Source organism: Emticicia fontis, from assembly GCF_054779675.1.
This window is the reverse complement of sequence record NZ_BAAGXU010000064.1, coordinates 254,785-279,248: the sequence shown is the minus strand read 5'-3', so window position 1 is coordinate 279,248 and position 24,464 is coordinate 254,785. Positions and strand designations below refer to the sequence as shown.

The window sequence follows — 24,464 nt, the reverse complement described above, 5'->3', positions numbered from 1 at the left end:
CCTAATTTCTTATTCTAACCAACCATGCATTCAACCCGACGCTCGTTTCTTAAAAATGCTGCTTTAGGTAGCGCTGCGGTTTGCGCACCTGCCTTGGCCCAAGCACAACCTACGGCTCCTGCTCCGGTAGCAGGAAAAATAAAACTAAGTGTATCAAGCTATTCATACTGGCACTTTAAGGGAGAGAAATTCCCGATTGAAAAAGTGATTGATGAAGCCGCTAAATTAGGCTTGGAGGGTATTGATGTATTGCATCGCCAGATGGCTGGGGAAGACAATGCTTATTTGCAAAAACTAAAAAAACATGCTTTTGTGAATGGTATTGCCATGACTTGTCTATCTATCCATCAGGGCTTTGTGAATCCAGATAAAGCCGAATTGAAAAAACACATTGACCACACCATTCATTGTATTGAATTGGCGTACAAAATGGGTATTCCTTGTATGCGCTTAAATACCGGACGTTGGAACACTATCAAATCATTTGATGATTTTATGGCTAAACGCGGTATTGAACCTGCACTTCCGGGATATACTGAAGATGAGGCTTTTAAATGGTGTATCGACAGTATTGAGCAATGTCTGAAAAAAGCTGAAGAGTGTGGCGTTTTATTAGCTCTTGAAAACCACTGGGGCCTTGGCTCAACTCCTGAAGGAATGCTTCGTATCAAGAATGCGATTGATTCTCCTTGGTTAGGTTTATTGATGGATACAGGTAATTTTCTTGAAAATCCCTACGATAAATTAGAGAAAATAGCTCCACAAACCAATTTTGTGCAAGCCAAAACCTATTATGGTGGTGGTGTATGGTATAGCCTTGATTTAGATTATAAACGCATTGCTGATATTCTGAAAAAAGTAAATTATCAGGGATATGTTTCTATCGAATTTGAAGGAAATGAAGACCCGAATACAGGAGTAAAGAAAAGTGTAGATTTATTGAGAAGTGTCTTATACTAAGCCGCTTAATTATAGAAAGCGTTCGCAAAGTCATTTTGCGAACGCTTGTTTTTTTGACTGAATAGCCAACTTATGTCTCATCCTGCGTCTTCGCCAAAGTATAAATCCGGTAATTGATAAGAAGCCAGGTGTAAGCCCTACAATTATATAAATTATCTTAATAGGTATGCCGCCATAGCTACCAATATGCAATGAATAAAAGGTAGCTTCTGTCCTATTCCACAAGTTTTCATCAGCTATCCGATTGATACTTATTAATTCACCGGTTTGGGGGTTAAACTGAATAGAATTATTGCCTGCCCAGATGGGTGCTTCCCCTTTAATAGCCCCTCTTACAATAAATTTTTTATTAGGTTGTGTTGGTAAGTAAACATATTGTGGAGTTAAATCTGGCATTTGCACTAAGGCCTGTTTGTATAAAGAATCTAGTGATTGCTTTGCCGGTGTATTAGGCTTGGTCGGAATCATTTCGTTGGCCCATACTTTTGGTTCAAAAGCAAATAAATTCAGCCAGAATCCTGTAAAGGCGATAATCATATTGAAAAATAAGGCCCATACTCCTACTATGCGGTGCAAATCAGAAGTAATAGTCCGCCAGCTTTTGCGATTGATTTTTATACGGAAAGTCAATACCAGCCAGAGATGTTTCTTGTAAATGATTAAGCCCGTGATAATGGAAACAATCATACAAACCCCTAAAAGCGCCACAAAAGCAGCACCTGGAACACCCACTTGTATACTAAAGTGATATTGGTAAATCCATTCGATGGCGCTTGGCGTCAGGTTTTGTAATTCGCCTTCTCTTAAAATCTTGCCAGTAAAAGGGTCATATGTAATGAGCCCCAAATCATAACTGGTAATACGGGCATCATTGAGGTATAGTCTGAAATTATAGGCCTTATTTGCTCCATCATCAGGGTTCATCCAGGCAATGCCATCAATAGCCGGATAACGTTTGGCAATGTCGTGGTAAAAATAATCGAGTGGGAGTCTTTTTTGCTTTTGCTGAACAGTTAATAATTCCTTGTTTGCCCAATCGTCTATTTCTTTTCTGAATACTAAAGCCGAGCCACTTAGGCCAAGTAAAATCAAAAAAAAGCCATTAATTAAGCCAAGCCAACTATGTATTCTAAAAAGCTGACGGTTTAGTTTCATAATTTCATTATTATTTTCTCCACGAACAAAGCAGAACTTTATCTCCAAAAACACTGCCTATCAGCATTTTATTCCTCCAGACTGCTCCAACGCTTGAGCCTGAAAGGGGATTACCATCGTTCAGATAGATGCTTTCAACAATAGGTTTTTCGCCTTCTAAAGAAATCTTCACTACTTCTGATGGAGATAATTTTGAATGGTCTTTTGAGTGCGCTAAAAAAGCCAATAATTTTGGATGACACCCAACCCATAAATCTCCTGACTCGTCTAATTCTATATTGTCGGCTCCGTTTATTGCTATCTCATTGTTTTCTGTTAGTTTGCCCGTGGCTCCATCTCTGTCAAAGATTTTAATTTTCTTTCCGGTAGTAGCTACTACAAATAATTTCTTTCCATCCTGACTTACGTTGATACCATTGGCATATAAAATTCCATCGGCTACAATACCCGCTTTGTTTCCATCAAAATAACAAACGTTTCCCATAGGAATCTGAAGTAAATCTTTCTTAGCGCGCCAGGATGATTTTTTCTCGTCATGGTCGTTGGTCAGATAAAATTGTCTTTCCCCTACTCCGACAATATCGTTCGGGCTAATAAATAAGTCATTTTTGACGGTTTCTTTATGGACTAAAGTACTATCCGTAAAATGAAATATCTCAATTGAGGCTGTCAGATTTCGTTGGTGATTTACGACAAAAAGTAATTTTTCTCCTCCCACCGATTGATATAAACTGATGCCATGAGGATGAAAATCACTGAAAGGCAGATTATTAGTCAGCTTGACAGGCTTAGGTTCACCCTCCTTAAGATTTAATAAATAAATGGCCCCGTCAGGGGCATTTTCAGTAAATGTGCTCGAAGAAACCAAGGCTAATCCGGTTGATTTATCAATGGTTATATCCTCAGCTCCGGTGAAACCTTTTATTTCTCTAATCTCACCTGCAAAATGAGGTTCTATTTTTGTAAAAAAACCTGCGTTCCAAAGTGTTCTCAATACAAAGAGAAGTATCAGCAATAGTACTCCTAAGCTAATTTTTAACCAGCGTTTCATAGGGTGAGATAAGTTTTATTCAATTTCTTTTTCTATTCCAGAATAAATATAGTATCAATACAATCAGCGCGCTAATCCCAAAAGCAATCAGAAAGAATATACCTTTGTTATTTGCTTCCTGCTGAATTTGTTGTTCATCTATTGCTGTTACATTTGCCCATGCGATAAAGGCATCTGCCATTGGGAAAGTACCAAAGAAATACTTTTTCTGCTGATTGTTACTATTAGGAAAGCCTAAGCCTTCGATATTATTCCGTAAACTTCTGGCAATAGCAAAATCTTTATGAATAGCCATCGCTTTAATGCCAACGATAGAAGCTACTCCACCTACATCCCATATGACCGGGCCAGAATCGATATCTCCTTCACCAGCATTACCTTTCGGAAATTCTCTGACAGCTACTAATCCTAAGCGACGGTCAAGAAAGTGTTGCTTATACTTTAGGTATACTTGCCCGGCTAATATTGAATCGATTTCTGGCAAAAAGACATTCATCAGGCTTTGTGACGAACCTCTTGGCCATTTTTCGTCTATTGAATGAGGTATCAAACCAGTATTAGGGTCTATATCAGTTCTGATATAATCTACACACTTTTGGATTACCTCGTTATATTTTGGAGCAAAGAGCTTATCATGCAAAGCCAATGACGCTAAACACAAGATATTATCAGCCTGCCAGGTGCCTGAATTATATGAACGTAAATATGTAAAGTTCTTTTCTTCGTAAGCATGCGCTATCTTCTCACATTTCAACTGAAAATTTTCTATATCTATGGCCCTTCTTTGGCTTGAATCTATCAATGATAGCTTTTTGCCTAATAAAAGAGTCGACCAACCCTGATAAAATGCACCATACTCAAGCGCCAAGGTTTTTTCTAAATATCTCCTTTCCTTTTGGTGAATTTACTTGTTTGATTGCCCAATCTATTTCAACCATTGCGTCTTTGGCTAATTGACTATTCAAATCAGTTTTATCAATCAATTCACACCAGGTCAGACCATAGATTACATTGAAGAATACGAAACCCTCAGGAAAAATCTTTTGTAATTCTTCGGCTTTCCCCTGATGAATTTCTTTTTTGAGAAAGTTTAGTTGTTCAATGATATCTTCATTAAAAGCATGATTGCCATTTGTAACAAAATCAGGCTTATAATATAATCTTATACTGAGATGAATCAATAAAAAAAGCAGTATCAATAAGAAAAAGCTAACAATAGCCTTTAAGGTTATTCGCATAATAAGTTAATATCAGGGATAGGTGTTTTACACATCACAAATCTCCACACCTTGTTTTAAGGATGCCAATTTATCTTTACGGGCAGGAATAAACTCCTGTGCTACAAAACCTTTAAATCCAGTATCAACAATGGCTTGCATGATAGCCGGGTAATATAATTCTTGTGTCTGGTCTATTTCGTGTCTGCCCGGTACACCACCAGTATGGTAATGGGCGATGTATTTTTGATTTTCTTTGATGGTTCTAACTACGTCACCTTCCATGATCTGCATATGATAGATGTCGTAGAGCAATTTGAAATGATCTGAGCCAATCATTTTGCAGAGTTCAACTCCCCATTTGGTGTGGTCGCACATATAATCTTTGTGGTCTACTTTACTATTGAGTAGTTCCATTACTAATACTACTTTCTTGCTTTCAGCATATGATAAAATTCTTTTTAAACCCTCTGCGCAGTTTTTCATACCTTGCTCATCATCAATAGCTGCATCCCGATTGCCAGAAAAACAAATCAGATTGGTAAAACCTGCTTTAGCGGTTTCGTCTATCAGGTATTTATGCCATTTTTCTAACCCTTCATGATGTTCTTTTTTATTCCATCCTTTTACAATCCCCCAGTCATTAGATGTACTTGAAACCATGGCACAGCTTAGCCCATGTTTTTTTACAGTTTCAAATTCTTCTGGTTTCAATAGTTCAATAGACTCTAAACCAATGGTTTTAGCCGATTTGCAGAGTTCTTCTAAGGGGATTGAGTCATAGCACCATTTACAGACTGAATGATTGATTTTGCCTTTGAGTTCGGCACCCATTCCAAGGTCGGCGGCATCAATTCGAGAGGCAACTACTCCGGCTACGGCCACAGTAGCGGCTCCTCCAACAATTTTTTTCATAGCATTACGGCGAGAGTTTGAATTTTCCATACTTTTGGAAAGTATTTAAAATGTAAAGAGTTGAATATACACAAATGTATAAAGAAGTTGTTTAGGATTATTCCTTTCATTTAAAAATGTGTTGTTTTGGCTACGCCTGCATCAAATGATTTCAACCATAGCTCTGCTAAGCTTTTATCATTTGATTTGGCTCGCTCAAAACACCCCTATTTTTAAAAAGTAACGAAAATCCTAAACAACTTCAAATCACTCTTTTAATCTATTCTTCCTTATGAAAAAATTATTTGCACTTAGTTTTGGCCTGACTGTACTTGGGCTTTACATCTCCTGTCAGAAAATTCAGGAGGATGATTCTATCCTAAATCCCCCTAAATATGTCATTGACGATTCTACACCTGTGTGGGCAGATGAATTCAATTATACCGGATTGCCAGACCCGAATAAATGGAGTTATGATATAGGTGGAAATGGCTGGGGGAATCAGGAAAAACAATATTATACCAAAGATGCGAAAAATGCCCGCGTAGAAAATGGAGTGTTGATTATTGAAGCCAGAAAAGAAAAAATGGAGAACAATGAGTATACATCTGCCAGACTAGTGACCAAAAACAAAGCAGACTTTCTCTATGGTCGATTTGAATTTAAAGCCAAACTTCCGAAAGGTAGAGGTACCTGGCCAGCTGGCTGGATGTTGGCGACTGAGAAATCGTACGGAGCGAATTACTGGCCTGATAATGGCGAAATTGATATTATTGAACACGTAGGTTTCGACCAAGACCGCATTCATGGAAATATTCATACGAAGGCATTTAACCATACCATTAAAACCAACAAGGGAAATAATGTAGTAGTGCCGGGCGTATCTGATGGTTTTCATGTGTATGCCTGCGAGTGGACGCCTGATGCCATTAGTATTGAGATTGATGGAAATAAATATTTCACATTTCCAAAGGAAAGTAATTATGGTTGGGCAGAATGGCCTTTCGACAAGAAATTTCACATGATTTTAAATATTGCTATCGGTGGTGGCTGGGGCGGACAAAAAGGAATAGATGATAGTATCTTCCCTCAACGAATGGAGGTAGACTACGTGAGAGTCTACCAGGCTGTTAAAAAATAGAAGGTTTCTGGTGGATAAGCGGGAAAAGCACTTAAGACGGCGTAGTACCAAGAACACTTTGATAGAGCGACTGAAATAAGAAAAGCAAGAATCAGATGACTCTTGCTTTTGCTCTCGTCAAACTGCTGTTGATTATTAAAATCATCGAGCCGTTGGCCTTTGCGAACGGGCCGGTGACTTTATGGCAAATTGCCTTACGCTTTACACGCATTTACTGCAATTATAGCAATAAAAATCATCACGACAACAATTTCATCAAAATATTCGTAAAAAATCTTCTTCATACTACTTGACTTTTCATAAAATGACTCCAATTTCTGTAAAAAGGTTGGAATTCACGTATTATTTATTTGTTAAGTTAGGTAGTAGTCCGAAGGTTATATATTCATGGCTATAACATTCGCGTGATTACAATGCAAATATCGTAAAGGCTGAGTTACCTGCCAATACCCATTTCAGGGTATTTTTTATAAATGTTATCCGTGCTGGTACGGAGTAGGTTAAATTAGCTTCCTTTCTACGGCATATTTTATTAAGCCGACGATGGTTTTTGTATTAGTTTTCCGGTAAATATTTTTCCGGTGTGTTTCTACGGTTCGCTCCGAGATATAGAGTTGCTTAGCAATATCTGCATTAGAAAACTCCTGAGCAATCAATTTCAGAATTTCAATTTCTCGGTCTGTTAGTCTGTAAGTCTCCTCCTCTGAATCATTTCTATTTGCCAGACTTCTCAGAATTTCGTTTGATACTTCTCTGCTGAAATATACATTTCCTTTTGATACCTCATTGATAGCCTCAATCAATTCTCCTCTACCAATGGTTTTCAGAATAAAGCCTGAAATACCTGCATCCATCAAATCATGTACAATTGAAACATCATAAGATACAGATAGTGCTAATACTTTTACTTCCGGAAAATCTTTTTTGACCTTTTGCGTCAACTCTATACCCGTCATTTTAGGCATATATAAATCCGTCAGTAAAATATCTACCTGATTATGTGCTAAATAAGACAAGGCTAGTTTGCCATCTAATAATTTATCAACCACCTCAAAATTATCAACGTCCTGCAGCATGGCTTCAATACCATCTATCAGTATCTGATGATCGTCAACAATGAGAATTTTAAGTTTGGCGGCAGTCATTTAGAATTAATCAGGGGAATTTCAACAATTACACTTGTACCTCTCCCGATTGCGGAATCAAAATTAACACTTCCGCTCAAATATTCCACTCTTGTTGACACATTTTTAATTCCAATCCCATGATTTTTAGCATCTTCTGTATCAAATCCTTTGCCGTTATCTTCTACCACCAATACTAGTTCGTTTTCGTGTTTTACCAATTCAATATTTACTTTAGATGCTTCTGCATGGCGGATAATATTGCTCAGGATTTCCTGAACTATCCGGTACATCATGGTCTCTATCTTTTCGCTAAGCCTTTCTTTAATCCCGATGATTTGCAGGTCTATCTTTAAAACCCCTAAAGCATTAATTTTGTTTACAAATTGCTTCAATGCCGTAGATAAACCTAGTTTGGTTAGAGCCCCGGGCATCATATTATGGGAAATCTCTCTGATTTCCTTGATACTTTCTTCTAATAAATCAAGAGAATTCTGAATATGCTCGTTTTCGTCGTTTTTCTTGGCTAAAAAATTACCTAAAGCCATCCGGGCTGCGGCAAGCATCTGCCCTATTCCATCATGCAAATCGCGGGCTATTCTTACTCTTTCTCTGTCTTCTGCTTCTAATATGGCTTCTGTGCGTTGCTGCTGGGCTAAGGTTTTTTCTGCGAAAAGTCTTTCGGCCGTATCCTGCATCGATTTCAGACGATAAGCTAATAATACCATTAATACGACTATTTCAGCAATAAATGCTCCGGCAAAATACTCTATTTCTACTAGTCGGCTCCCGTTTAGTATTTCATAGTTACTTAATGATGAATGAAATACAATGGTTGCGATAGGCAAATTCGCCAGAAGAAAATAAAAGGCTTCTTTGGCAAAGTGCTGAATCATGATGCAATAGATCGCACCAAAGATTACATAAAAGGTAGGAAACCAGAAAATCACACTCAAAACATTACTTACTAATGCACTATGTGAATGAAAGAGAGAGTCTTTCAGTAGCAAATGATCAATATATAAAAACAGAAGCATGGCGGTCAATACTCCTATAACAACCCACGTCATATAATTGAAAAACGAGTTTTTGAGTGACTCCCATTGAAGATACTTTCTGATGAATAATAAACCTGAAATCAGAAATAATAACGAACACACATATCTTATCCGGTTGCCTGCTACGCCAAAAGAGCCATCTACATAAAAACGGATAAAATAACCCTGGGAGGTGCAGATAAACCCTAGTGCCATTAAAACATATAAACTATAATAGAAATAGAGCATATCCTTAAAGGCAAATAAAAGCAGGAAAGAAAAAAAAGTCACGAATAATAAGATACCAGTTACGAAACCCCAAATGTGATAATCGGCAGAATAATAATAATAATCAAAGGCATTTCTTTCCCAAATACTGACTGGCACCCAGATTGAACCGACTTCCTTTCGGATTTTAAGGTAGCAGGTAATCTCCTGATTGGCTTTCAGGGTGATAGGAAAAATAAAATTACGATGCTTGATAGGTCGGTCTAACTGAGGAGTATCCCAGGAAAGATATTGAACGTTTAGTATCTTATTATCTTCAACCGCATAGAACCGGCCTTCGTCATAGAGTGGTATAGGCAAATCAATAACAAAGGTCTGGTTGATATTGGTTGCGTTTTTCAGCTGGAATTTGAACCAGTAAGGATTTCCTTTTGCCCAGAAAGTAGGCGCATTGCCAAAAGCCCTTTTAAATTTAAAGTTTTTTGGAAACTCCAATATCCTTTCTAAAGTAAGGGCATGGCTTTTATCTTGCAGATAAAGCAAACCAGTTGTCAGACTTTGTTTCTGCCAGTTGCCATCGTATTTTACTCTCACAACATCAGTAGAGTCCTGTGCAGCAAGCCCAAAACTAGTACAAATGAACATACAGACCCATAAAACCTTTTTTACCAGCTTAAATGATTGGGCAATGACTGGTAACTTCATGCGATTAATGGAAGAAAATATAAGAAACAACAATACCCGTAACTACCCCGGCCAAATCTGCCAATAAGCCTGCTACCAAAGTATAGCGTGTATGTTTAATACTTACCGAACCAAAATAAAGAGCTAATATATATAATATGGTATCAGAACAAGCCTGGAATACACAAGCCAGACGACCAACGAATGAATCGGCGCCGTAGGTTTTCATGGCGTCAATCATCATGGCTCTTGAGCCACTACCACTTAAGGGGTGCATAAGAGCCGTTGGTAGGGCATCGGTAAAATCGGTGTTCATGCCTGTCAGTCCGAAAACCCATTTCATGCCGTCTACTATATAAGTTAAAGCACCGCAATTACGAAACACACTAATAGCTACTAACATTCCTACGAGATAAGGAATTACTTTTACGGAGGTTTCGAAGCCATTTTTGGCGCCATCAATAAAGGCTGAGAATACATCTACCTTTTTGTACATGGCCCCTCCTATAAAGCCCACAATAAAAATGAAAAGTATCATATTACTAACCACTTTGGAAGTAGTTTCTATTTCTTCTTTCGACAAGCGGGCAAAATACCAGATAACAAAGCCGATAAATGCTGTAACACCCAATAACCATGACATGAGGGTTCTATCAAAGAAATTGATGCGTTGCTTGATGCCGACAAACAACATTCCTGTAAGGGTGGCTACATAGACCGAAATTAAAGCAGGGATAAAAATATCTGATGGGTCGGCTGCATTGTAGATAGCTCTTTGTGCCATAATACTTAAAGGTATCAGCACTGGGCCTGCGCTATGCAATACCATAAACATAATCTGGGCATTGCTGGCGGTCTCTTTATTCGGATTCAGCTCTTGCAAACTTTGCATGGCTTTCAAACCAAAAGGAGTAGCGGCATTATCTAAACCCAGCATATTGGCCGAGAAATTCATAATCATTTGCCCATTGGCCGGGTGGTCTTGCGGCACTTCAGGAAAGAGTTTACTGAAAAATGGGCCTATGATTCTTGCGAGTCTTCTGATTACTCCTGCTTCCTCTCCCACTTTCAGAATTCCCAGGAAAAAAGTCATAACTCCAGCTAGTGGTAAAGCGATATCCATTACTGCCAGTTTAGCAGAATCGAACATGCCATCTACTATCAGTTTAAAGATTTCGGTATCACCGGTAAAAATGAGTTTGATAAGCGCAATAACAAATGCAATGATAAAAAATGCTACCCAAATGTAGTTTAATGCCATAAATTTGAGATTTTAGGGTTAGATTTGCCGGTAAAATAAAACAAACCGATATAAATCTGATAGGTTTTCTGTCAAAAAACCAAATTTACACAAACAAATCATTTCTATGACAAAACTAGGGCTAATTTTAGGAATCACAAGCGTTTCGCTCCTGCTCGCGAGCTGTACCTCTCAAACCCAAACTGAAACTACTGATAGCTTAAAGGTAGATTCTACAACTATCGTTCAAGATACAGTTGCGACGGTTGACGAAAACAAAATTCCTGAATTAGAACAAAGAATGATAGACCAGGGTCTGGTGAATTTACAGACTATTGACTCAACTATTATGGTAGAATTGAAATATTCAACTACTGATAATTTTGTTCATACAGATGTATATGGCGACTTGACTCGTGCCTATATGCAGCAAAAGCCTGCTGAAATGCTTGCCAAAGCAAGTAAAATCCTACAAAGTAAATATCCTAATTATAGACTATTGGTTTATGATAGTTCCAGACCTTTAACCATTCAACGTAAATTCTGGGCATTGCTAGACACTATTCCTCCTGTAAAAAGGGCAGATTTTGTAGCCAACCCAGACTCAGGGTCCATTCATAATTTTGGTTCGGCTGTTGATTTGACTGTTTATGATACAGCTACTCAGAAGCCTTTGGATATGGGTACAAAATATGATTATTTCGGAGATCTGGCCTACCCAATTTATGAAGACCAGATGTTAAAAGAAGGCAGACTGACTAAAGCGCAAATTGCCAATAGATTGGTTTTACGCAATGCCATGCAGCAAGCAGGGTATATGCGTATAGACAGTGAGTGGTGGCACTTTAATGCTATCTCACGTGCCAAAGCCAAAGAATTATATAAGATTATAGAATAAAGATTCATGTTTGAAGAGATTAACGCCTATATAAACCGATACACACTTTGTGACGTTGAAGAAGTAAAGTTCTTCAACTCTTTACTTCAACATAAAATGATTGCTAAGAAAACCTTTCTGTTGCAAGAGGGTGAAATATGCAAGTTTGAAGCATTTATCAGAAAAGGGTGTATCCGTACCTATTATATAGATCATAAGGGGGCGGAAGTAACACTACAATTTGCCATTGAAAACTGGTGGGTAAGCGACATTGCCAGTTTTCATGAGCAAAAGCCCAGCCGGATGTTTATTGAGACCTTAGAAGATTGTGAGTTATTTATACTAACACCCGAAACGAAAGAGAAACTCCTGGCACAAGTACCTAAATTTGAAAGAATGTTCAGATTGATGGTGCAACGCAATCTTACCCGTTTGCAGGAACGTTTATTCCAGACCATTGCTACTACAGCCGTAGAAAAATACCTTGATTTTATTGAACGTTATCCGACTATTCCGCAAAGAGTGGCGCAGCATTATATTGCTTCTTATTTAGGATTCTCTCCTGAGTTTTTGAGTAAGGTGAGGACTAAGTTGGCGAAGAAATAATCAGGCCCAGATTTTTCTACATCAAATATTCTCACATTCTTCATTTCTTGTCCTAGTTCAATGTTTTTGAATTTTTAAGGGTGCAATTTTGTATCATCAAATCAGCAACAAAGATGTTGAGATTTGAGATAAAGCATTTTTTGAATTCTAAAAAACTATGACAATGGAAAATAAAATTTTAGGTATCCACCACATTACAGCCATCGCTGGCGATGCTAAACGCAATTTCAACTTTTATACAAAAGTTTTAGGCTTACGTTTCATTAAAAGAACCGTAAACTTTGATGATCCTCAAACTTATCACTTCTATTTCGGTGATGAAGAAGGAAATCCAGGAACTATTCTTACTTTCTTCCCTTGGGGAAGTGCAGTGAGACAAGGCAAACGTGGTGCAGGAATGGCCACTGAAATCGGATATGCAGTTCCTGAGGGAAGCTTAGATTTCTGGGTAGAGCGTTTCAAAAAATATAATGTAATTTATAACAAACCTTCTGAAAGGTTTGGCGAAAAATATCTTACGTTTCTTGATCCTGATGGTTTGAAACTGGAATTGATTGTTCCAAAAACACCTGATACCAGAAAACCTTATGAAACCGAAGAGGTAAAAGCAGATGTAGCCACCAGAGGTTTTTATAATACTACTATTACGCTTAATGATATTAAACCTACTGCAATGGTATTAACAGAGGTTTTTGGTTATAAACTGATTGGACAAGAAGCTAATCGTTACCGATATGCAACTGATGCCGTAGCTACTGCCAATATTATTGATTTGGTTGAACTACCTAATGAAGCCAGGGGTGTAGGGGCCGGTGGTACAGTACATCATATTGCTTTCAGAGTAAAAGACGATGCTACACAGATGGCGTTTCATGATAAGATAGAAAAATTAGGGTTTCATATAACGCCGCAGATAGACCGTAATTATTTCCACTCACTTTATTTCAGAGAACCAGGTGGGGTATTATTTGAAATCGCGACTGATAATCCAGGCTTCACGGTTGATGAGCCTTTAGAAGAATTAGGTACTAATCTGAAATTACCTGCACAGTATGAACCACGTAGAAAACAGATTGAGGAGCATTTAGTGAAATTGGATTAATTCAAAAAATTGATAAATATTATGGATTTTCAAGCATTAAAATATATTTATCAGCCAGCCAAAAATGCAGGAGCAAATACACTTTTGCTCCTGCATGGAACTGGTGGTGATGAACAAGACCTGCTCCCCATTGCCAAAGAATTTGGCGAAGACTTCAATATTCTGAGTTTAAGGGGGAATGTGCTGGAGCATGGCATGCCTCGTTTTTTCAAACGCTTAGGCATGGGCATATTTGATGAACAGGATTTAACTTTTCGTACACACGAAATGGTAGATTTTATTAAAGGTCTGGCTGAAAAAGAAGGATTTGATAGCACCCAAATTATAGCCTTGGGCTATTCGAATGGTGCCAATATAGCAGGTAGCACTCTGGTTTTATATCCTGATTTTCTGGCTGGTGCTATTTTGTACAGACCAATGCAGCCTTTTAAAAGCATTGACTCTACTCTAAAGACCACAAAAAATACGCCCGTATTTATGAGTAATGGTCTGGTTGACCCTACAGTTAATCAGGCGGATACGGTTAAGTATGTGGAAATTTTGAAAAACGCAGGGTTTAATGTGGCAAGTTATAATATGCCAACAGGGCATCAACTGACCAGAGAGGATTTACAAAAGTCGGTTGACTGGTATAAAGAAAACTTTGTTAATAATCGTTAAAATGTAAAGGGATAATAGCAAGGATATAGTAGCGGGTTAAAATAGTTTTTTTAGATTTGCGGAAAGATTACCTAATCCAAATCATGATAAAGAAACTACTCGGAACTTATATTCTGGCTATTATCCTTTTTTCTTGCAATAACACTGAAAAATCAAGCGATACCACCAATAGCACTGCGAGCGTTCCTTCTATTCCGTTTAAACTGGTTAATTCGTTCCCTCACGATACCACTGCCTTTACCGAAGGTTTTTTAGTACATAACAATCAGGTTTTTGAAAGCACAGGTTCACCGGATGAATTGTCCGAGACCTCTTCTGTGATTGGTATTCTTGATTTAAAGACCGGAAAATTAGACAGGAAAGTAAATCTTGATAAAGCGAAGTATTTCGGCGAAGGTATAGCTATTCTGAACGATAAGGTATATCAGCTCACTTATCGGTCAAAAGTGGGCTTCGTATATGATTTAAAGACTTTTAAAAAAATTAAAGATTTCAGTTTTAACAACGCCGAGGGTTGGGGCTTGACTACTGACGGGAAATCGTTGATTATGAGCGATGGCACTTATAACCTCACTTATTTAGACCCGAATACGCTATCAGTGATCAAGACACTTCCGGTAAGAGAAAACGGTTATGCTAAAGAACAGATAAATGAATTGGAGTATATTAAAGGATTCATATACGCCAATATCTGGCAAACCAACGAGATAATCAAGATTGATCCAGCTACCGGAAATGTAATAGGCAAGATAGATTTAGGCACTTTAGCGGCAGATGCCAAAACCCAACATGCGAGGTCTTTGGAGATGAATGGAATTGCGTTTGACTCTACTACCAGCAAAGTGTATGTAACCGGAAAGATGTGGCCAAAAGTTTATGAAATTGACTTTAGTCACTAAGCGTTTTCAGAAACTTGGAAGAGATTTAGCAAATGCTCTTTAAAGAAGGAACAAGAGACTGTTTTATATTTACCAATCGGAACTTTACAATAATTTATCAGGGTTAATGATTTGTTTTTGAAAGATTTTAATACAAATTATTAGTTTTTTTCGTATCTTTGCATACTTTTTTGGAAGACACTCCCAATAAATTATTTTTATCGATATGCGTAAACTTCGTATTCTGTACGTTGCAAGTGAAATAAATCCCTTCCTACAAGTTTCAGAAGTAGCAGAATTTCTTCGTAAACTTCCGCAAGCCATGCAAGAAAGAGGCATGGAAATCCGAATCCTGATTCCGCGTTTTGGCTCAATCAATGAGCGTAAAAACCGTCTTCACGAAGTTGTGAGATTATCAGGAATCAATATTACTGTGGGAGAAGATGAAAAACCATTGATTATCAAGGTGGCTTCTATCCCAAGTGCAAAATTGCAGGTTTATTTTTTAGACAATGAAGACTATTTCAACAGAAAATACGTTTTCTTAGATAAAGAGGGAAGTTTCTATGACGACAATGATGAAAGAACCATCTTTTTCTGTAAAGGAGTTCTGGAAACTGTGAAGAAACTAGGTTGGGCTCCGGACATCGTACATTGCACTGATTGGATGACTGCTCTGATTCCACTGTATCTTAAAACTACTTATAAAAACGATCCGGTTTTCAAGGATACTAAGTCAGTTTTCACTATTTATAACAACGCTTTCGAGCATAAGTTCGACGAAGATATTCTGGAGAAAGCAAAAGCTATGGACGTTTCAGACGAAGCACTAGCTCATTTGCGCACGGCGGACTTTGAAGGATTCATTAAAATAGGTTGTCAATATGCCGACTCGGTAGTAAAAGCTAACGAGGATATGAACGAAAAATTAAGTACATTATTGAATGAAATTAACGCTAACAAAATTGAAGCAGGTATTGAAGACGACGACGTTACTGAAACGTACTTTAATCTTTACACAGAACTCGTTCCATAAAAATAGCAGGAATTTCACATTGGAGATGCGGAACGTAGCCATTATGCTACTTTCCGCTTTCTTTTTCTCGTGTGAAGACCCTATTAATATCGCGGTTGATACGCCTTCGAACGGAGGCCAGTTTTCCACCTCTTTTACCGATACACTTACGGTAACCCGGTCAACGGTTATGATTGACTCAATCGCAACATCTGAGCAAACCGGAGTAGTTGTAGGACATTATAAAGATCCTGTTTTTGGTGAGGTATCTGCCGCCGCATTCGCTGAGATAACCCTACCTTTTGATGGAACTACAAGTACCTATTATCCGTTTCGTGTAGCTTCGGCCGATTCAATGAAGGCGGTATATGATTCTATGTACGTATATGTAGTCCATAACGGGTTTACTTATGGCGACACTACCAAACCTGTTACATTAAATATCCATCGCCTCACAGAGGATTTTGTTAAGAACAAGAAATACCTTAATGATGAAACTATGGGTTATAATCAAACTCCATTGGCTAGTAAGGTACTTACTCATAAAGATTTTAAACGTGCTACCGTTAGTACGATAGATAGTTTAATTAAGTTTAAGATTCCTGATGCCGTTGGACAGGAGATTTTTGCCTACGCCAATAAAGAAGAAGGAAGAAGTATTGATAAATTTACAGCTGCTGTCAAGGGATTTGCTTTTACAGCCAATCAGAGTGCTGAAAATGTTTATGGGCTTTCATTGACAGCTGGTACTACTTATCCGGTGGTTTTTTATCATATTCCGGGTGATACGGTTGCAAGTGGGCTTCCATTGTCATTTCTTGGAGCGCGCTTTAGTAATATCAAAACGAATCGACAAGGGAAAGTTTTACAGGATATTAAACAGTTTCAGTCAATTCCGGCTGAGTTAACAGGCAATAAAACCTATATTCAGACAGGCGCCGGGATTACCACTAAGGTATCATTCCCGACACTAGCCAATTTATTAAAGGTTGGCAGTAACAATGTAGCCATTAATAAAGCGGAGTTAATTCTTGAGCCAGACTTAGACGCCACTACGGGTAATTTCTTTCCGCCTATTCAGATTGCCTTAGTTGAGATTGGGAAAGATAATCGCTTGAAAAAAACCAATAATATAGAAGATTTTGTCGCACTTGATGTTGCCTCTGGTACTCAGTATGTATCTGATTATAGCACTACCAACAACAACTACAAGTTTAACTTTACTTCTTATATTCAGGAACTGATTAATAACCGAAAAACGACCGATGGCATTGCCATTGTACCAAGTATTCTTAGTACAAACTCTACTACAGGCGCAACTTCTATTGGCCTTTATAATAATAATGTGTCCAGAGCGGTTTTCAAAAATATTAAGCTGAATGTATATTACTCAGGTAAAAAATAAAATCGTATAGTAAAAAGATAAAATCGTATAATTTTTTTCAGGAAAAGAGGAGACCGAAATCTCCTCTTTTTTTATTTGTTTATTGTATTTTTTTCATAAATTTGGATAACTATGAGTCCAACTATTGGATTATTTCAATTAAAAACTTCTTTATTCATAGAAAACTAACATTCTACTTAAAACTTTTCAAAAACTATGTGCGGAATTGTTGCTTATGTTGGGCATCGCGAAGCTGCTCCTCTTATTATCAAAGGTCTCAAAAGATTAGAATACCGCGGTTATGACAGTGCTGGTATAGCACTATTAAATGGCCATGGATTAAAAGTCTACAAGAAAAAAGGCAAAGTTTCAGATTTAGAAAATGAATTAAAGGGCAAAGAGTTATTAGCCCGAATAGGCATAGGCCACACTCGTTGGGCTACACACGGTGAGCCTAATGACATTAATGCTCACCCGCATTACTCGACCAATGGAAAACTAGCTATCATTCATAACGGCATTATCGAAAACTACGCTTCTATCAAGCAAAGTTTAATCAACAAAGGATATGCTTTTGAGAGTGCCACTGATACCGAAGTACTGATTAAATTCATTGAAGATATTCAGACCAATATGTATTGTGATCTGGAAGAGGCGGTCAGAATTGCACTTCATGAGGTGGTAGGTGCCTATGCGATTGTGATTATTGATGAAGAAAACCCAACTCAATTGATAGCTGCCCGTAAAGGTAGTCCTTTGGTAATTGGTGTAGGTGAAAACGAATTCTTCTTTGCTTCTGACGCCACTCCTATCATTGAGTATACAAAAGAAGTAGTTTATTTGGATGATTACGAAATTGCTATCGTAAAAGATAACGAACTGATCATTAAAAACCTGGCAAATGAAGATATTGCGCCTTATGTAGAGACAGTTGAGCTGGAATTGGAAGCAATTGAAAAAGGTGGCTACGATCATTTCATGTTGAAAGAGATTTTCGAGCAACCACGTTCCATTGCAGATTCGATGAGAGGTCGTATTAATCTGGATGATGCCACTTTATTATTAGGTGGTCTGAGAGATTATCTTGACAAAATTGCAAAAACGGATAGAATCGTAATTGTAGCCTGCGGTACTTCATGGCACGCGGGTTTAGTGGGCGAATATCTTTTAGAAGAATTAGCTCGTGTGAATGTAGAAGTTGAATATGCCTCTGAGTTTCGTTATAGAAACCCGATTATCAAAGAGGGCGATATTGTGATTGCCATTTCACAATCAGGTGAAACAGCTGATACCATGGCTGCTTTAGAGCTGGCTAAATCAAAAGGTGCGATTATCCTGGGCGTTTGTAATGTGGTAGGTTCTTCTATCGCCCGTATCACTCATGCCGGAGTTTATACCCATGCGGGCCCGGAAATCGGGGTAGCAAGTACGAAAGCCTTTACGGCACAGGTAACTGTATTAAGCTTGATTGCTATCGCCACAGCGCATAAAAAAGGCACTATCAGCCAGGATTTATATCGTGAGTTATTATTCGGCCTGGATGCTATCCCTGCCAAAGTAGAAAAGATTCTGAAAAGTGCTGAGAAGATTAAAGATATTTCTAAACTTTTTACCTTTGCTTCAAACTTCATTTTCTTAGGTCGTGGGTTAAACTTCCCTGTGGCTTTAGAAGGAGCATTAAAGCTGAAAGAAATTTCTTATATCCATGCTGAGGGTTATCCTGCCGCTGAAATGAAACATGGCCCGATTGCCTTGATTGACGAGGATATGCCTGTCGTATTTATTGCAACAAAAGATAATTCTTACGAGAAAATCGTATCTAATATTCAGGAAGTAAAGGCACGTAAAGGTCGTGTAATTGCTATCGTGACAGAAGGAGATACTTTGATTCCTAAAATGGTAGACTTTGTAATAGAAGTACCAATAACGAACGACTTATTACTTCCTTTGCTTACTTCTATTCCATTGCAATTGATTTCATATTATATCGCTGTATTAAGAGGCAGAAATGTTGACCAGCCACGAAATCTGGCTAAGTCGGTAACTGTGGAGTAAAACAGTGAATAAATAAAAAGCAGTAATCGTCTATCTATGAGATGATTACTGCTTAAGCTCAAAACTCCAAAAAAACATGGCTCATAAGAGCGATAAACTTATCTGTTAAAAACCTTGACAAAACTGCTTATCAGCCAGTTTTCGTCGGCTTTTAATAATGATGTGAGGGTATTATCAGCGAATACTGACACGGTACTAATATCATTCACGATTTTCAAGAACTCTTCTTTTTCAGCAGTATCGGGTTTTACTCCCTCTTTCAAATCTTGCATTGCCTCAATCAGTGGTCCGATTTCTCGGCGTCGTCGCTCTTTAGCTATCTGCTTTGCGACTTTCCATACATCTTTTTCAGCGATGAAATACTCTTTTCGTTCACCTGGCAGAAGTTGCTTGTAAATCAAGCCCCAATCCATCAGGTCACGAAGATTCATGTTTACGTTTCCCCTTGAAATCTGTAAATCTGACATAATTTCGTCGGCATTCATAGACTTAGGTGAAAGCAAAAGTAGTGAGTGTATCTGTGCCATCGTGCGGTTAATCCCCCACTGAGTGGCAAGCGTACCCCACGTATGGATAAACTTGTCTTTTGCCTCTTTTAACTCCATAATAGACATTCTTTTTTATAATTTTATATTTGCACGTAAGTGATATTGACTCAAAGTAAAATAACATTTTTGAATTTTCAAAATTTTCTGAAAATATTTTGAAAAAAATAATACAAAAATCAAACCAAACTATTCATACACATAACTAATTGACTAGCAATAGTTTACAATATTAAATTATCAAATATGTCGGGTAATTTTTTGCCCGACATGACGCCAAAAACCGAAAAATAAGATTTTTAAAACCCGAAATCCGCAAATTATTGACTTCAAAACATATAATAATTCCTGTAATTTTGCTTATTTCGTATTCTAAAAAATCAACAAAAAATGTTCTCTACCCAGACCTATATCGAAAGACGTAATGCCCTGAAACGCCAAGTTGGAAGTGGAATGATTTTAATCATGGGCAACGAAGAAGCACCCATGAATTATCATGATAATACCTATCGCTACCGCCAGGATAGTAATTTTTTATACTACTTCGGGATTAGTCTCGCCAATCTGGCAGCTGTGATAGATGTAGATTCAGGTGAAGAGATTATTTTCGGAGATGAGTTCTCGATGGATGATATTATCTGGGTTGGGCCACAACCGACTTTAGCTGACCAAGCCCGTAAAGTGGGAGTTTATCGTACTGAAGCTTATAGAAAATTAGCCGATAAACTGGCCAAGGCAAAAAAAGTGCATTTCACGCCACCGTACCGTTATGAAAATAAATTCAAGCTAAGCGAGTGGCTGAATATCCCTGTCAGTCAACTGAAAGAAAAAGCATCGGCTGACCTGATTAAGGCTATTATTGCGCAACGCGCCTTTAAATCGGCAGAGGAAATTATTCAGATGGAAGAGGCAGTGAATATTTGTCGTGAAATGCATATAGCAGCGATGCAAGAAACCAGAGCAGGACGAAAAGAGTATGAAATAGCTGCAATCATTCATGGGAAGGCCCTTGAATTTGGCGGAGAGTTGGCGTATCCTATCATATTTAGTATAAACGGGCAGACTTTGCATAATCATTATCATGGTAATACCATGACTGAAGGCAAATTAGCCCTTAATGATTCTGGTGCTGAAAACAGGATGTTTTATGCTGGTGATATTACCCGTACTATTCCGGTCAGCAAGAAATTCACAGAGAAGCAAAAGGAGATATATAATCTAGTCCTGAAAATGGAATTGACTGCCATTGCAGCATTAAAGCCTGGTATTCAATACAAAGAAGTGCATTTATTGGCAAATAGGATTTTATTAGAGGGATTAGGCGATTTAGGCTTTGTAAAAGGAAACGTCGACGATATGCTGGCCGAAGGTGTACAAGGTTTATTTATGCCACATGGTTTAGGGCATGCGATTGGTTTAGATGTACACGATATGGAAGATCTGGGAGAAAACTATGTGGGCTATCGTGAGGGATTAGAAAGAAGCACACAATTAGGATTAAAATCGCTCAGAATGGCTAAGGAATTAGAAGAAGGATACGTGATTACGGTAGAACCCGGACTCTATTTTATTCCTGAGCTAATTGACAAATGGAAATCTGAGAAAAAATTCATTGATTTTATCAATTATGATAAATTAGAGCAGTATAAAGACTTTGGTGGCGTGCGTATTGAGGATAATTGCCTGATAACTGCTGATGGACAAAAGACATTAGGAAAACCGATTCCTAAGACTATTGAAGAAGTTGAAGATTTGAGAAATTAATACACCTTGAAGCACATTTTTCTTGAAAGATGTGCTTCATTTTTTATACCTCCTATGAAAAAACTCATCCTTATTCTTTCCCTTATCTCACATAGTATGCTGGCTCAGAATGTTAATTATGACGAGGCTAAAATCCCTCCTTATACCCTACCTGATATTCTCACAGGCGTTGATGGCAAAAAAATTACCACTGCCAAACAATGGGAAGCCAATCGTCCGGCTTTGCTTAAACTTTTTGCTGAAAATGTTTATGGCCCTACACCTGCTATTTCAATAAAGCATCATTATAAAGTTCTTGAAACCAATACTAATGCTTTAGGCGGCAAAGCTATTCGCAAACAGGTGCTTATTACTTTTGATGATTATCCGCAATTAAGCGGTATTAATATCCTGCTTTATATTCCTAAAAATGTAACTAAGCCTCCAGTATTTGTAGGGCTGAATTTTGAAGGTAATCATTCGATTGGTGATGATCCTGCTGTGTTTCTTACCCAAAACTGGATGGTTGATTTTCAGAAAAATCCGGAGAGAGTAAAGGATCACAAAGCTTTAGAGGCATCAAGAGGTAAAGCAGTGGTGGAAAGTTGGCCCGCAGAAATGATTATCGATAAAGGTTTTGCCATGGCTACGGCCTATTATGGAGATATTGAACCAGACCATGCAGAAGGCTGGAAGTCGGGTATAAGAGGTATGATTGGTATGAAAGACAATCAAAAATGGTGTGCTATGGGTGCCTGGGCATGGCAATTGAGCCGGATGCTGGATTATCTGGAAACTGATGTTGACGTGAATAGCAAAAAAGCGATTGTGGTTGGGCATTCAAGATTAGGCAAAGCGGCCTTCTGGGCTGCGGCGCAAGACCAAAGGTTTGCCGCTTTTATCTCCAACGAATCAGGTGAAGGCGGTGCAGCCTTGAAAAGACGTTGGTATGGTGAAACCCATGAAATAATTAATACCAATTTCCCACATTGGTTTTCTGGTAAATATAAAACGTACAGTGGTAATATTCAATCTTTGCCTTTCGACCAGCATCAGTTGTTTGGTCTGATAGCTCCTCGCCCTATCTATGTAACCAGTGCAGAAGGAGACCAATGGGCTGATCCTAACGGGCAATTTCTTTCTTTAAAAAACGCCGAACCTGTCTTTGCACTTTATGGCAAAAAAGGATTGGGGGTTGATACGCATCCTACCACTAATCATCCGGTCGGTAATTATATCCGGTATCATTATCGCACAGGCAAACATGATATGAATGCCTATGACTGGGAGCAATACCTGAAATTTGCCAGGGAGGTAGTTAGCAAGTAAATTCATAAGTAGCGGAAACGATTATATTTTTTATAAAATAGCCAGCGTACGATTGTAGGTCGTGTGCTGGCTATTTTTATTCAGACTAGCCGTCAACACAATAAATTTAACCAATCTGTGCTATTACCAGACAACATAATCACTATCTCCTCCCCAACAGTTTGATTTTCTCAAAAACCTTCTCAAATACTTTTAAAAGACAATCTTAAGTCGGAAATTTAGGGAACGCTCAGTCAGAGATAACCATCCACGACTGACAGACCATCCGCATAATAAAATTGCTATGAACGAAGAGAAGGAAAAGTACAGCCAAAGAAAGTGCTACGAGCACAATACTATCAAGGTATCAGCCCCAGAAGCCTCCCAAAAGGTAGTCGCTACGGTGAATACCTTTTTGAACAAGGAGTTTATAAAAGTATCAGCCACCCAAGCAGAACTCAAAAAGGTTGAGTATGTAGTATCAACCTTTTTAAAACAGGACATCAGTAATTCTCCCATTATCAAATATAACGACCTGGCTAAACTTTGGCGGGACCGGCAGGTTGACTACACGTTGGGAGGTAGAAACCTGATAATAGCCTTTTGTCATAATTTTTTGCAGCATTTACCGATTTATCCGTATTATTAAGGTCTATATTATCCTCTTTATCTAAACACTTAGCTTCATTATGCAACTCATTATTTCGAATCTCAACAAAACGTATTCCAATGGGGTACATGCTCTGAAAGACGTCAATCTTACGATTAATCAGGGAATGTTCGGCCTATTAGGTCCTAACGGTGCCGGAAAATCTTCTCTGATGCGCACCATTGCCACCTTACAAGAGCCAGATAGCGGTTCAATTAGCCTCGGAAATATCAATGTTCTGACCCAGAAAGAAGAAGTTCGTAAGACGCTGGGTTATCTGCCACAGGAATTTGGGGTGTATCCTAAGGTAGATGCTGTTACCTTATTGAATCATTTAGCGGTTTTAAAGGGTATTACTAATGCCAATGAGCGTAAATCAGTAGTAGAAGCACTTTTGCATAAAACAAATCTCTGGAGCGCTCGCAAAAAGAATCTGGGCGGCTACTCTGGCGGTATGAAGCAACGCTTTGGTATTGCTCAGGCATTATTGGCTAATCCTAAACTTATTATTGTGGATGAACCTACGGCAGGACTAGACCCTGCTGAAAGAAACCGTTTTCTGAACTTACTATCTGAATTAGGCGAAAATACAGTCGTAATACTTTCAACACATATTGTAGATGATGTAAAAGAATTGTGCTCGGATATGGCTGTTTTTAATAAAGGAGAGGTTTTGTTTAAAGGTAGCCCGGATGAAGCCCTGACGGCCATTGTGGGTAAAATATGGGAGAAACGTATCACTAAAGCTGAGTTGGGAGATTATAAGCAGAATTTCAGGGTAATTTCTGAAAAACTGATTGCCGGAAACCCAATTATTCATGTTTATGCTGATAGTAATCCTGATGGCACTTTTGAGCCTGTTGAGGGTGATTTAGAAGATGTATACTTTTCAAAAATATTTGCTTAAACCT

The 24,464-nt window shown here is 38.2% G+C and carries 23 protein-coding genes; 14 read left to right on the top strand and 9 right to left on the bottom strand.

All coding sequences use genetic code 11. From position 1 onward, the window contains the following. The first annotated feature begins 24 nt into the window (after positions 1–24). A complete protein-coding gene (locus ACYVFA_RS24960) occupies positions 25–960 on the top strand; it encodes a sugar phosphate isomerase/epimerase family protein (protein ID WP_460474584.1) in 936 nt (311 codons plus the stop codon). A 30-nt stretch (positions 961–990) separates the two neighbouring features. Here ACYVFA_RS24960 and ACYVFA_RS24955 read toward each other — a convergent pair whose 3' ends face one another. Genes ACYVFA_RS24955 through ACYVFA_RS24935 form a run of 5 tightly spaced genes read right to left on the bottom strand, consistent with a single transcriptional unit; the run spans position 991 to position 5,328 of the window. Then, the gene (locus ACYVFA_RS24955; protein WP_460474583.1) at positions 991–2,115 is read right to left on the bottom strand and encodes a PepSY-associated TM helix domain-containing protein; all 1,125 of its coding nucleotides are present in this window, start codon (positions 2,113–2,115) and stop codon (positions 991–993) included. A 10-nt stretch (positions 2,116–2,125) separates the two neighbouring features. Continuing rightward, positions 2,126–3,166: a strictosidine synthase family protein gene (locus ACYVFA_RS24950; protein ID WP_460474582.1), complete on the bottom strand. Its 1,041-nt coding sequence runs from the start codon at positions 3,164–3,166 to the stop codon at positions 2,126–2,128. A 19-nt stretch (positions 3,167–3,185) separates the two neighbouring features. After that, positions 3,186–4,034 carry a hypothetical protein gene (locus tag ACYVFA_RS24945; protein ID WP_460474581.1) on the bottom strand — a complete coding sequence of 283 codons (849 nt, stop codon included), beginning with the start codon at positions 4,032–4,034 and terminating at the stop codon, positions 3,186–3,188. Further along, positions 4,024–4,404 (bottom strand): hypothetical protein, encoded by a 381-nt coding sequence (locus ACYVFA_RS24940; protein WP_460474580.1) that lies wholly within the window; start codon positions 4,402–4,404, stop codon positions 4,024–4,026. Before ACYVFA_RS24940 ends, ACYVFA_RS24945 begins: the two co-directional genes overlap by 11 nt. Before the next feature lie 27 nt (positions 4,405–4,431). Further along, the gene (locus ACYVFA_RS24935) at positions 4,432–5,328 is read right to left on the bottom strand and encodes a hydroxypyruvate isomerase family protein (RefSeq protein ID WP_460474579.1); all 897 of its coding nucleotides are present in this window, start codon (positions 5,326–5,328) and stop codon (positions 4,432–4,434) included. Positions 5,329–5,569: 241 nt separating this feature from the next. On the opposite strand from ACYVFA_RS24935, the gene ACYVFA_RS24930 reads away from it, so the two are divergent. After that, positions 5,570–6,418, top strand: a complete 849-nt coding sequence (locus tag ACYVFA_RS24930) for a glycoside hydrolase family 16 protein (RefSeq protein WP_460474578.1) — start codon at positions 5,570–5,572, stop codon at positions 6,416–6,418. A 500-nt stretch (positions 6,419–6,918) separates the two neighbouring features. On the opposite strand, the gene ACYVFA_RS24925 is transcribed toward ACYVFA_RS24930, so the two are convergent. Genes ACYVFA_RS24925 through ACYVFA_RS24915 form a run of 3 tightly spaced genes read right to left on the bottom strand, consistent with a single transcriptional unit; the run spans position 6,919 to position 10,752 of the window. Next, on the bottom strand, positions 6,919–7,563 hold the full coding sequence (locus tag ACYVFA_RS24925; protein ID WP_460474577.1) for a response regulator transcription factor: 645 nt from the start codon (positions 7,561–7,563) through the stop codon (positions 6,919–6,921). Then, entirely contained in the window at positions 7,560–9,512 is a 1,953-nt protein-coding gene (locus ACYVFA_RS24920; RefSeq protein WP_460474576.1) for a sensor histidine kinase, read from the bottom strand. The genes ACYVFA_RS24925 and ACYVFA_RS24920 overlap by 4 nt, the downstream gene beginning before the upstream one ends. Positions 9,513–9,516: 4 nt before the next feature. Continuing rightward, positions 9,517–10,752, bottom strand: a complete 1,236-nt coding sequence (locus tag ACYVFA_RS24915; protein ID WP_460474575.1) for a nucleoside recognition domain-containing protein — start codon at positions 10,750–10,752, stop codon at positions 9,517–9,519. A 106-nt stretch (positions 10,753–10,858) separates the two neighbouring features. Here ACYVFA_RS24915 and ACYVFA_RS24910 point away from each other — a divergent pair, with 106 nt between their 5' ends. The 8 genes from ACYVFA_RS24910 (at position 10,859) to glmS (ending at position 19,308) form a co-directional block, all read left to right on the top strand. After that, positions 10,859–11,629 (top strand): M15 family metallopeptidase, encoded by a 771-nt coding sequence (locus tag ACYVFA_RS24910; protein ID WP_460474574.1) that lies wholly within the window; start codon positions 10,859–10,861, stop codon positions 11,627–11,629. A 6-nt stretch (positions 11,630–11,635) separates the two neighbouring features. Continuing rightward, a complete protein-coding gene (locus ACYVFA_RS24905) occupies positions 11,636–12,214 on the top strand; it encodes a Crp/Fnr family transcriptional regulator (protein ID WP_460474573.1) in 579 nt (192 codons plus the stop codon). A gap of 163 nt (positions 12,215–12,377) precedes the next feature. Beyond that, positions 12,378–13,316 carry a ring-cleaving dioxygenase gene (locus tag ACYVFA_RS24900; RefSeq protein WP_460474572.1) on the top strand — a complete coding sequence of 313 codons (939 nt, stop codon included), beginning with the start codon at positions 12,378–12,380 and terminating at the stop codon, positions 13,314–13,316. 21 nt (positions 13,317–13,337) lie between these two features. Then, positions 13,338–13,976: an alpha/beta hydrolase gene (locus tag ACYVFA_RS24895; RefSeq protein ID WP_460474571.1), complete on the top strand. Its 639-nt coding sequence runs from the start codon at positions 13,338–13,340 to the stop codon at positions 13,974–13,976. Positions 13,977–14,059: 83 nt separating this feature from the next. Beyond that, positions 14,060–14,875, top strand: a complete 816-nt coding sequence (locus ACYVFA_RS24890) for a glutaminyl-peptide cyclotransferase (protein ID WP_460474570.1) — start codon at positions 14,060–14,062, stop codon at positions 14,873–14,875. A 205-nt stretch (positions 14,876–15,080) separates the two neighbouring features. Further along, positions 15,081–15,890, top strand: a complete 810-nt coding sequence (locus ACYVFA_RS24885) for a glycogen/starch synthase (RefSeq protein ID WP_460474569.1) — start codon at positions 15,081–15,083, stop codon at positions 15,888–15,890. Further along, entirely contained in the window at positions 15,799–17,274 is a 1,476-nt protein-coding gene (locus tag ACYVFA_RS24880) for a DUF4270 family protein (RefSeq protein WP_460474568.1), read from the top strand. Before ACYVFA_RS24885 ends, ACYVFA_RS24880 begins: the two co-directional genes overlap by 92 nt. A 195-nt stretch (positions 17,275–17,469) precedes the next feature. After that, positions 17,470–19,308 carry a glutamine--fructose-6-phosphate aminotransferase gene (gene glmS, locus ACYVFA_RS24875; protein WP_460474567.1) on the top strand — a complete coding sequence of 613 codons (1,839 nt, stop codon included), beginning with the start codon at positions 17,470–17,472 and terminating at the stop codon, positions 19,306–19,308. A 98-nt stretch (positions 19,309–19,406) separates the two neighbouring features. Here the strand turns inward: glmS and ACYVFA_RS24870 are convergent, their stop codons facing one another. Beyond that, positions 19,407–19,913, bottom strand: a complete 507-nt coding sequence (locus tag ACYVFA_RS24870; RefSeq protein ID WP_460474566.1) for a GbsR/MarR family transcriptional regulator — start codon at positions 19,911–19,913, stop codon at positions 19,407–19,409. 330 nt (positions 19,914–20,243) lie between these two features. On the opposite strand from ACYVFA_RS24870, the gene ACYVFA_RS24865 reads away from it, so the two are divergent. The 4 genes from ACYVFA_RS24865 to ACYVFA_RS24850 all read left to right on the top strand — a co-directional run bounded on the left by ACYVFA_RS24865 (position 20,244) and on the right by ACYVFA_RS24850 (position 24,460). Then, on the top strand, positions 20,244–21,617 hold the full coding sequence (locus ACYVFA_RS24865; RefSeq protein ID WP_460474565.1) for an aminopeptidase P family protein: 1,374 nt from the start codon (positions 20,244–20,246) through the stop codon (positions 21,615–21,617). Positions 21,618–21,671: 54 nt separating this feature from the next. Further along, the gene (locus ACYVFA_RS24860; protein ID WP_460474564.1) at positions 21,672–22,925 is read left to right on the top strand and encodes a glucuronyl esterase domain-containing protein; all 1,254 of its coding nucleotides are present in this window, start codon (positions 21,672–21,674) and stop codon (positions 22,923–22,925) included. A 283-nt stretch (positions 22,926–23,208) separates the two neighbouring features. Continuing rightward, positions 23,209–23,553, top strand: coding sequence for a hypothetical protein (locus ACYVFA_RS24855; protein WP_460474563.1), 345 nt, complete (start codon positions 23,209–23,211; stop codon positions 23,551–23,553). A 40-nt stretch (positions 23,554–23,593) separates the two neighbouring features. Beyond that, a complete protein-coding gene (locus ACYVFA_RS24850) occupies positions 23,594–24,460 on the top strand; it encodes an ABC transporter ATP-binding protein (RefSeq protein ID WP_460474562.1) in 867 nt (288 codons plus the stop codon). Positions 24,461–24,464 lie beyond the last annotated feature (4 nt).

Coding starts and splice junctions, on each gene's coding strand:
- ACYVFA_RS24935 (WP_460474579.1), bottom strand. CDS start 5,328: ATGGAAAATTCAAACTCTCGCCGTAATGCTATGAAAAAAATTGTTGGA.
- ACYVFA_RS24855 (WP_460474563.1), top strand. CDS start 23,209: ATGAACGAAGAGAAGGAAAAGTACAGCCAAAGAAAGTGCTACGAGCAC.
- ACYVFA_RS24960 (WP_460474584.1), top strand. CDS start 25: ATGCATTCAACCCGACGCTCGTTTCTTAAAAATGCTGCTTTAGGTAGC.
- ACYVFA_RS24870 (WP_460474566.1), bottom strand. CDS start 19,913: ATGGAGTTAAAAGAGGCAAAAGACAAGTTTATCCATACGTGGGGTACG.
- glmS (WP_460474567.1), top strand. CDS start 17,470: ATGTGCGGAATTGTTGCTTATGTTGGGCATCGCGAAGCTGCTCCTCTT.
- ACYVFA_RS24920 (WP_460474576.1), bottom strand. CDS start 9,512: ATGAAGTTACCAGTCATTGCCCAATCATTTAAGCTGGTAAAAAAGGTT.
- ACYVFA_RS24850 (WP_460474562.1), top strand. CDS start 23,594: ATGCAACTCATTATTTCGAATCTCAACAAAACGTATTCCAATGGGGTA.
- ACYVFA_RS24880 (WP_460474568.1), top strand. CDS start 15,799: ATGAAATTAACGCTAACAAAATTGAAGCAGGTATTGAAGACGACGACG.
- ACYVFA_RS24940 (WP_460474580.1), bottom strand. CDS start 4,404: ATGCGAATAACCTTAAAGGCTATTGTTAGCTTTTTCTTATTGATACTG.
- ACYVFA_RS24865 (WP_460474565.1), top strand. CDS start 20,244: ATGTTCTCTACCCAGACCTATATCGAAAGACGTAATGCCCTGAAACGC.
- ACYVFA_RS24915 (WP_460474575.1), bottom strand. CDS start 10,752: ATGGCATTAAACTACATTTGGGTAGCATTTTTTATCATTGCATTTGTT.
- ACYVFA_RS24885 (WP_460474569.1), top strand. CDS start 15,081: ATGCGTAAACTTCGTATTCTGTACGTTGCAAGTGAAATAAATCCCTTC.
- ACYVFA_RS24925 (WP_460474577.1), bottom strand. CDS start 7,563: ATGACTGCCGCCAAACTTAAAATTCTCATTGTTGACGATCATCAGATA.
- ACYVFA_RS24955 (WP_460474583.1), bottom strand. CDS start 2,115: ATGAAACTAAACCGTCAGCTTTTTAGAATACATAGTTGGCTTGGCTTA.
- ACYVFA_RS24950 (WP_460474582.1), bottom strand. CDS start 3,166: ATGAAACGCTGGTTAAAAATTAGCTTAGGAGTACTATTGCTGATACTT.
- ACYVFA_RS24910 (WP_460474574.1), top strand. CDS start 10,859: ATGACAAAACTAGGGCTAATTTTAGGAATCACAAGCGTTTCGCTCCTG.
- ACYVFA_RS24905 (WP_460474573.1), top strand. CDS start 11,636: ATGTTTGAAGAGATTAACGCCTATATAAACCGATACACACTTTGTGAC.
- ACYVFA_RS24890 (WP_460474570.1), top strand. CDS start 14,060: ATGATAAAGAAACTACTCGGAACTTATATTCTGGCTATTATCCTTTTT.
- ACYVFA_RS24930 (WP_460474578.1), top strand. CDS start 5,570: ATGAAAAAATTATTTGCACTTAGTTTTGGCCTGACTGTACTTGGGCTT.
- ACYVFA_RS24900 (WP_460474572.1), top strand. CDS start 12,378: ATGGAAAATAAAATTTTAGGTATCCACCACATTACAGCCATCGCTGGC.
- ACYVFA_RS24860 (WP_460474564.1), top strand. CDS start 21,672: ATGAAAAAACTCATCCTTATTCTTTCCCTTATCTCACATAGTATGCTG.
- ACYVFA_RS24895 (WP_460474571.1), top strand. CDS start 13,338: ATGGATTTTCAAGCATTAAAATATATTTATCAGCCAGCCAAAAATGCA.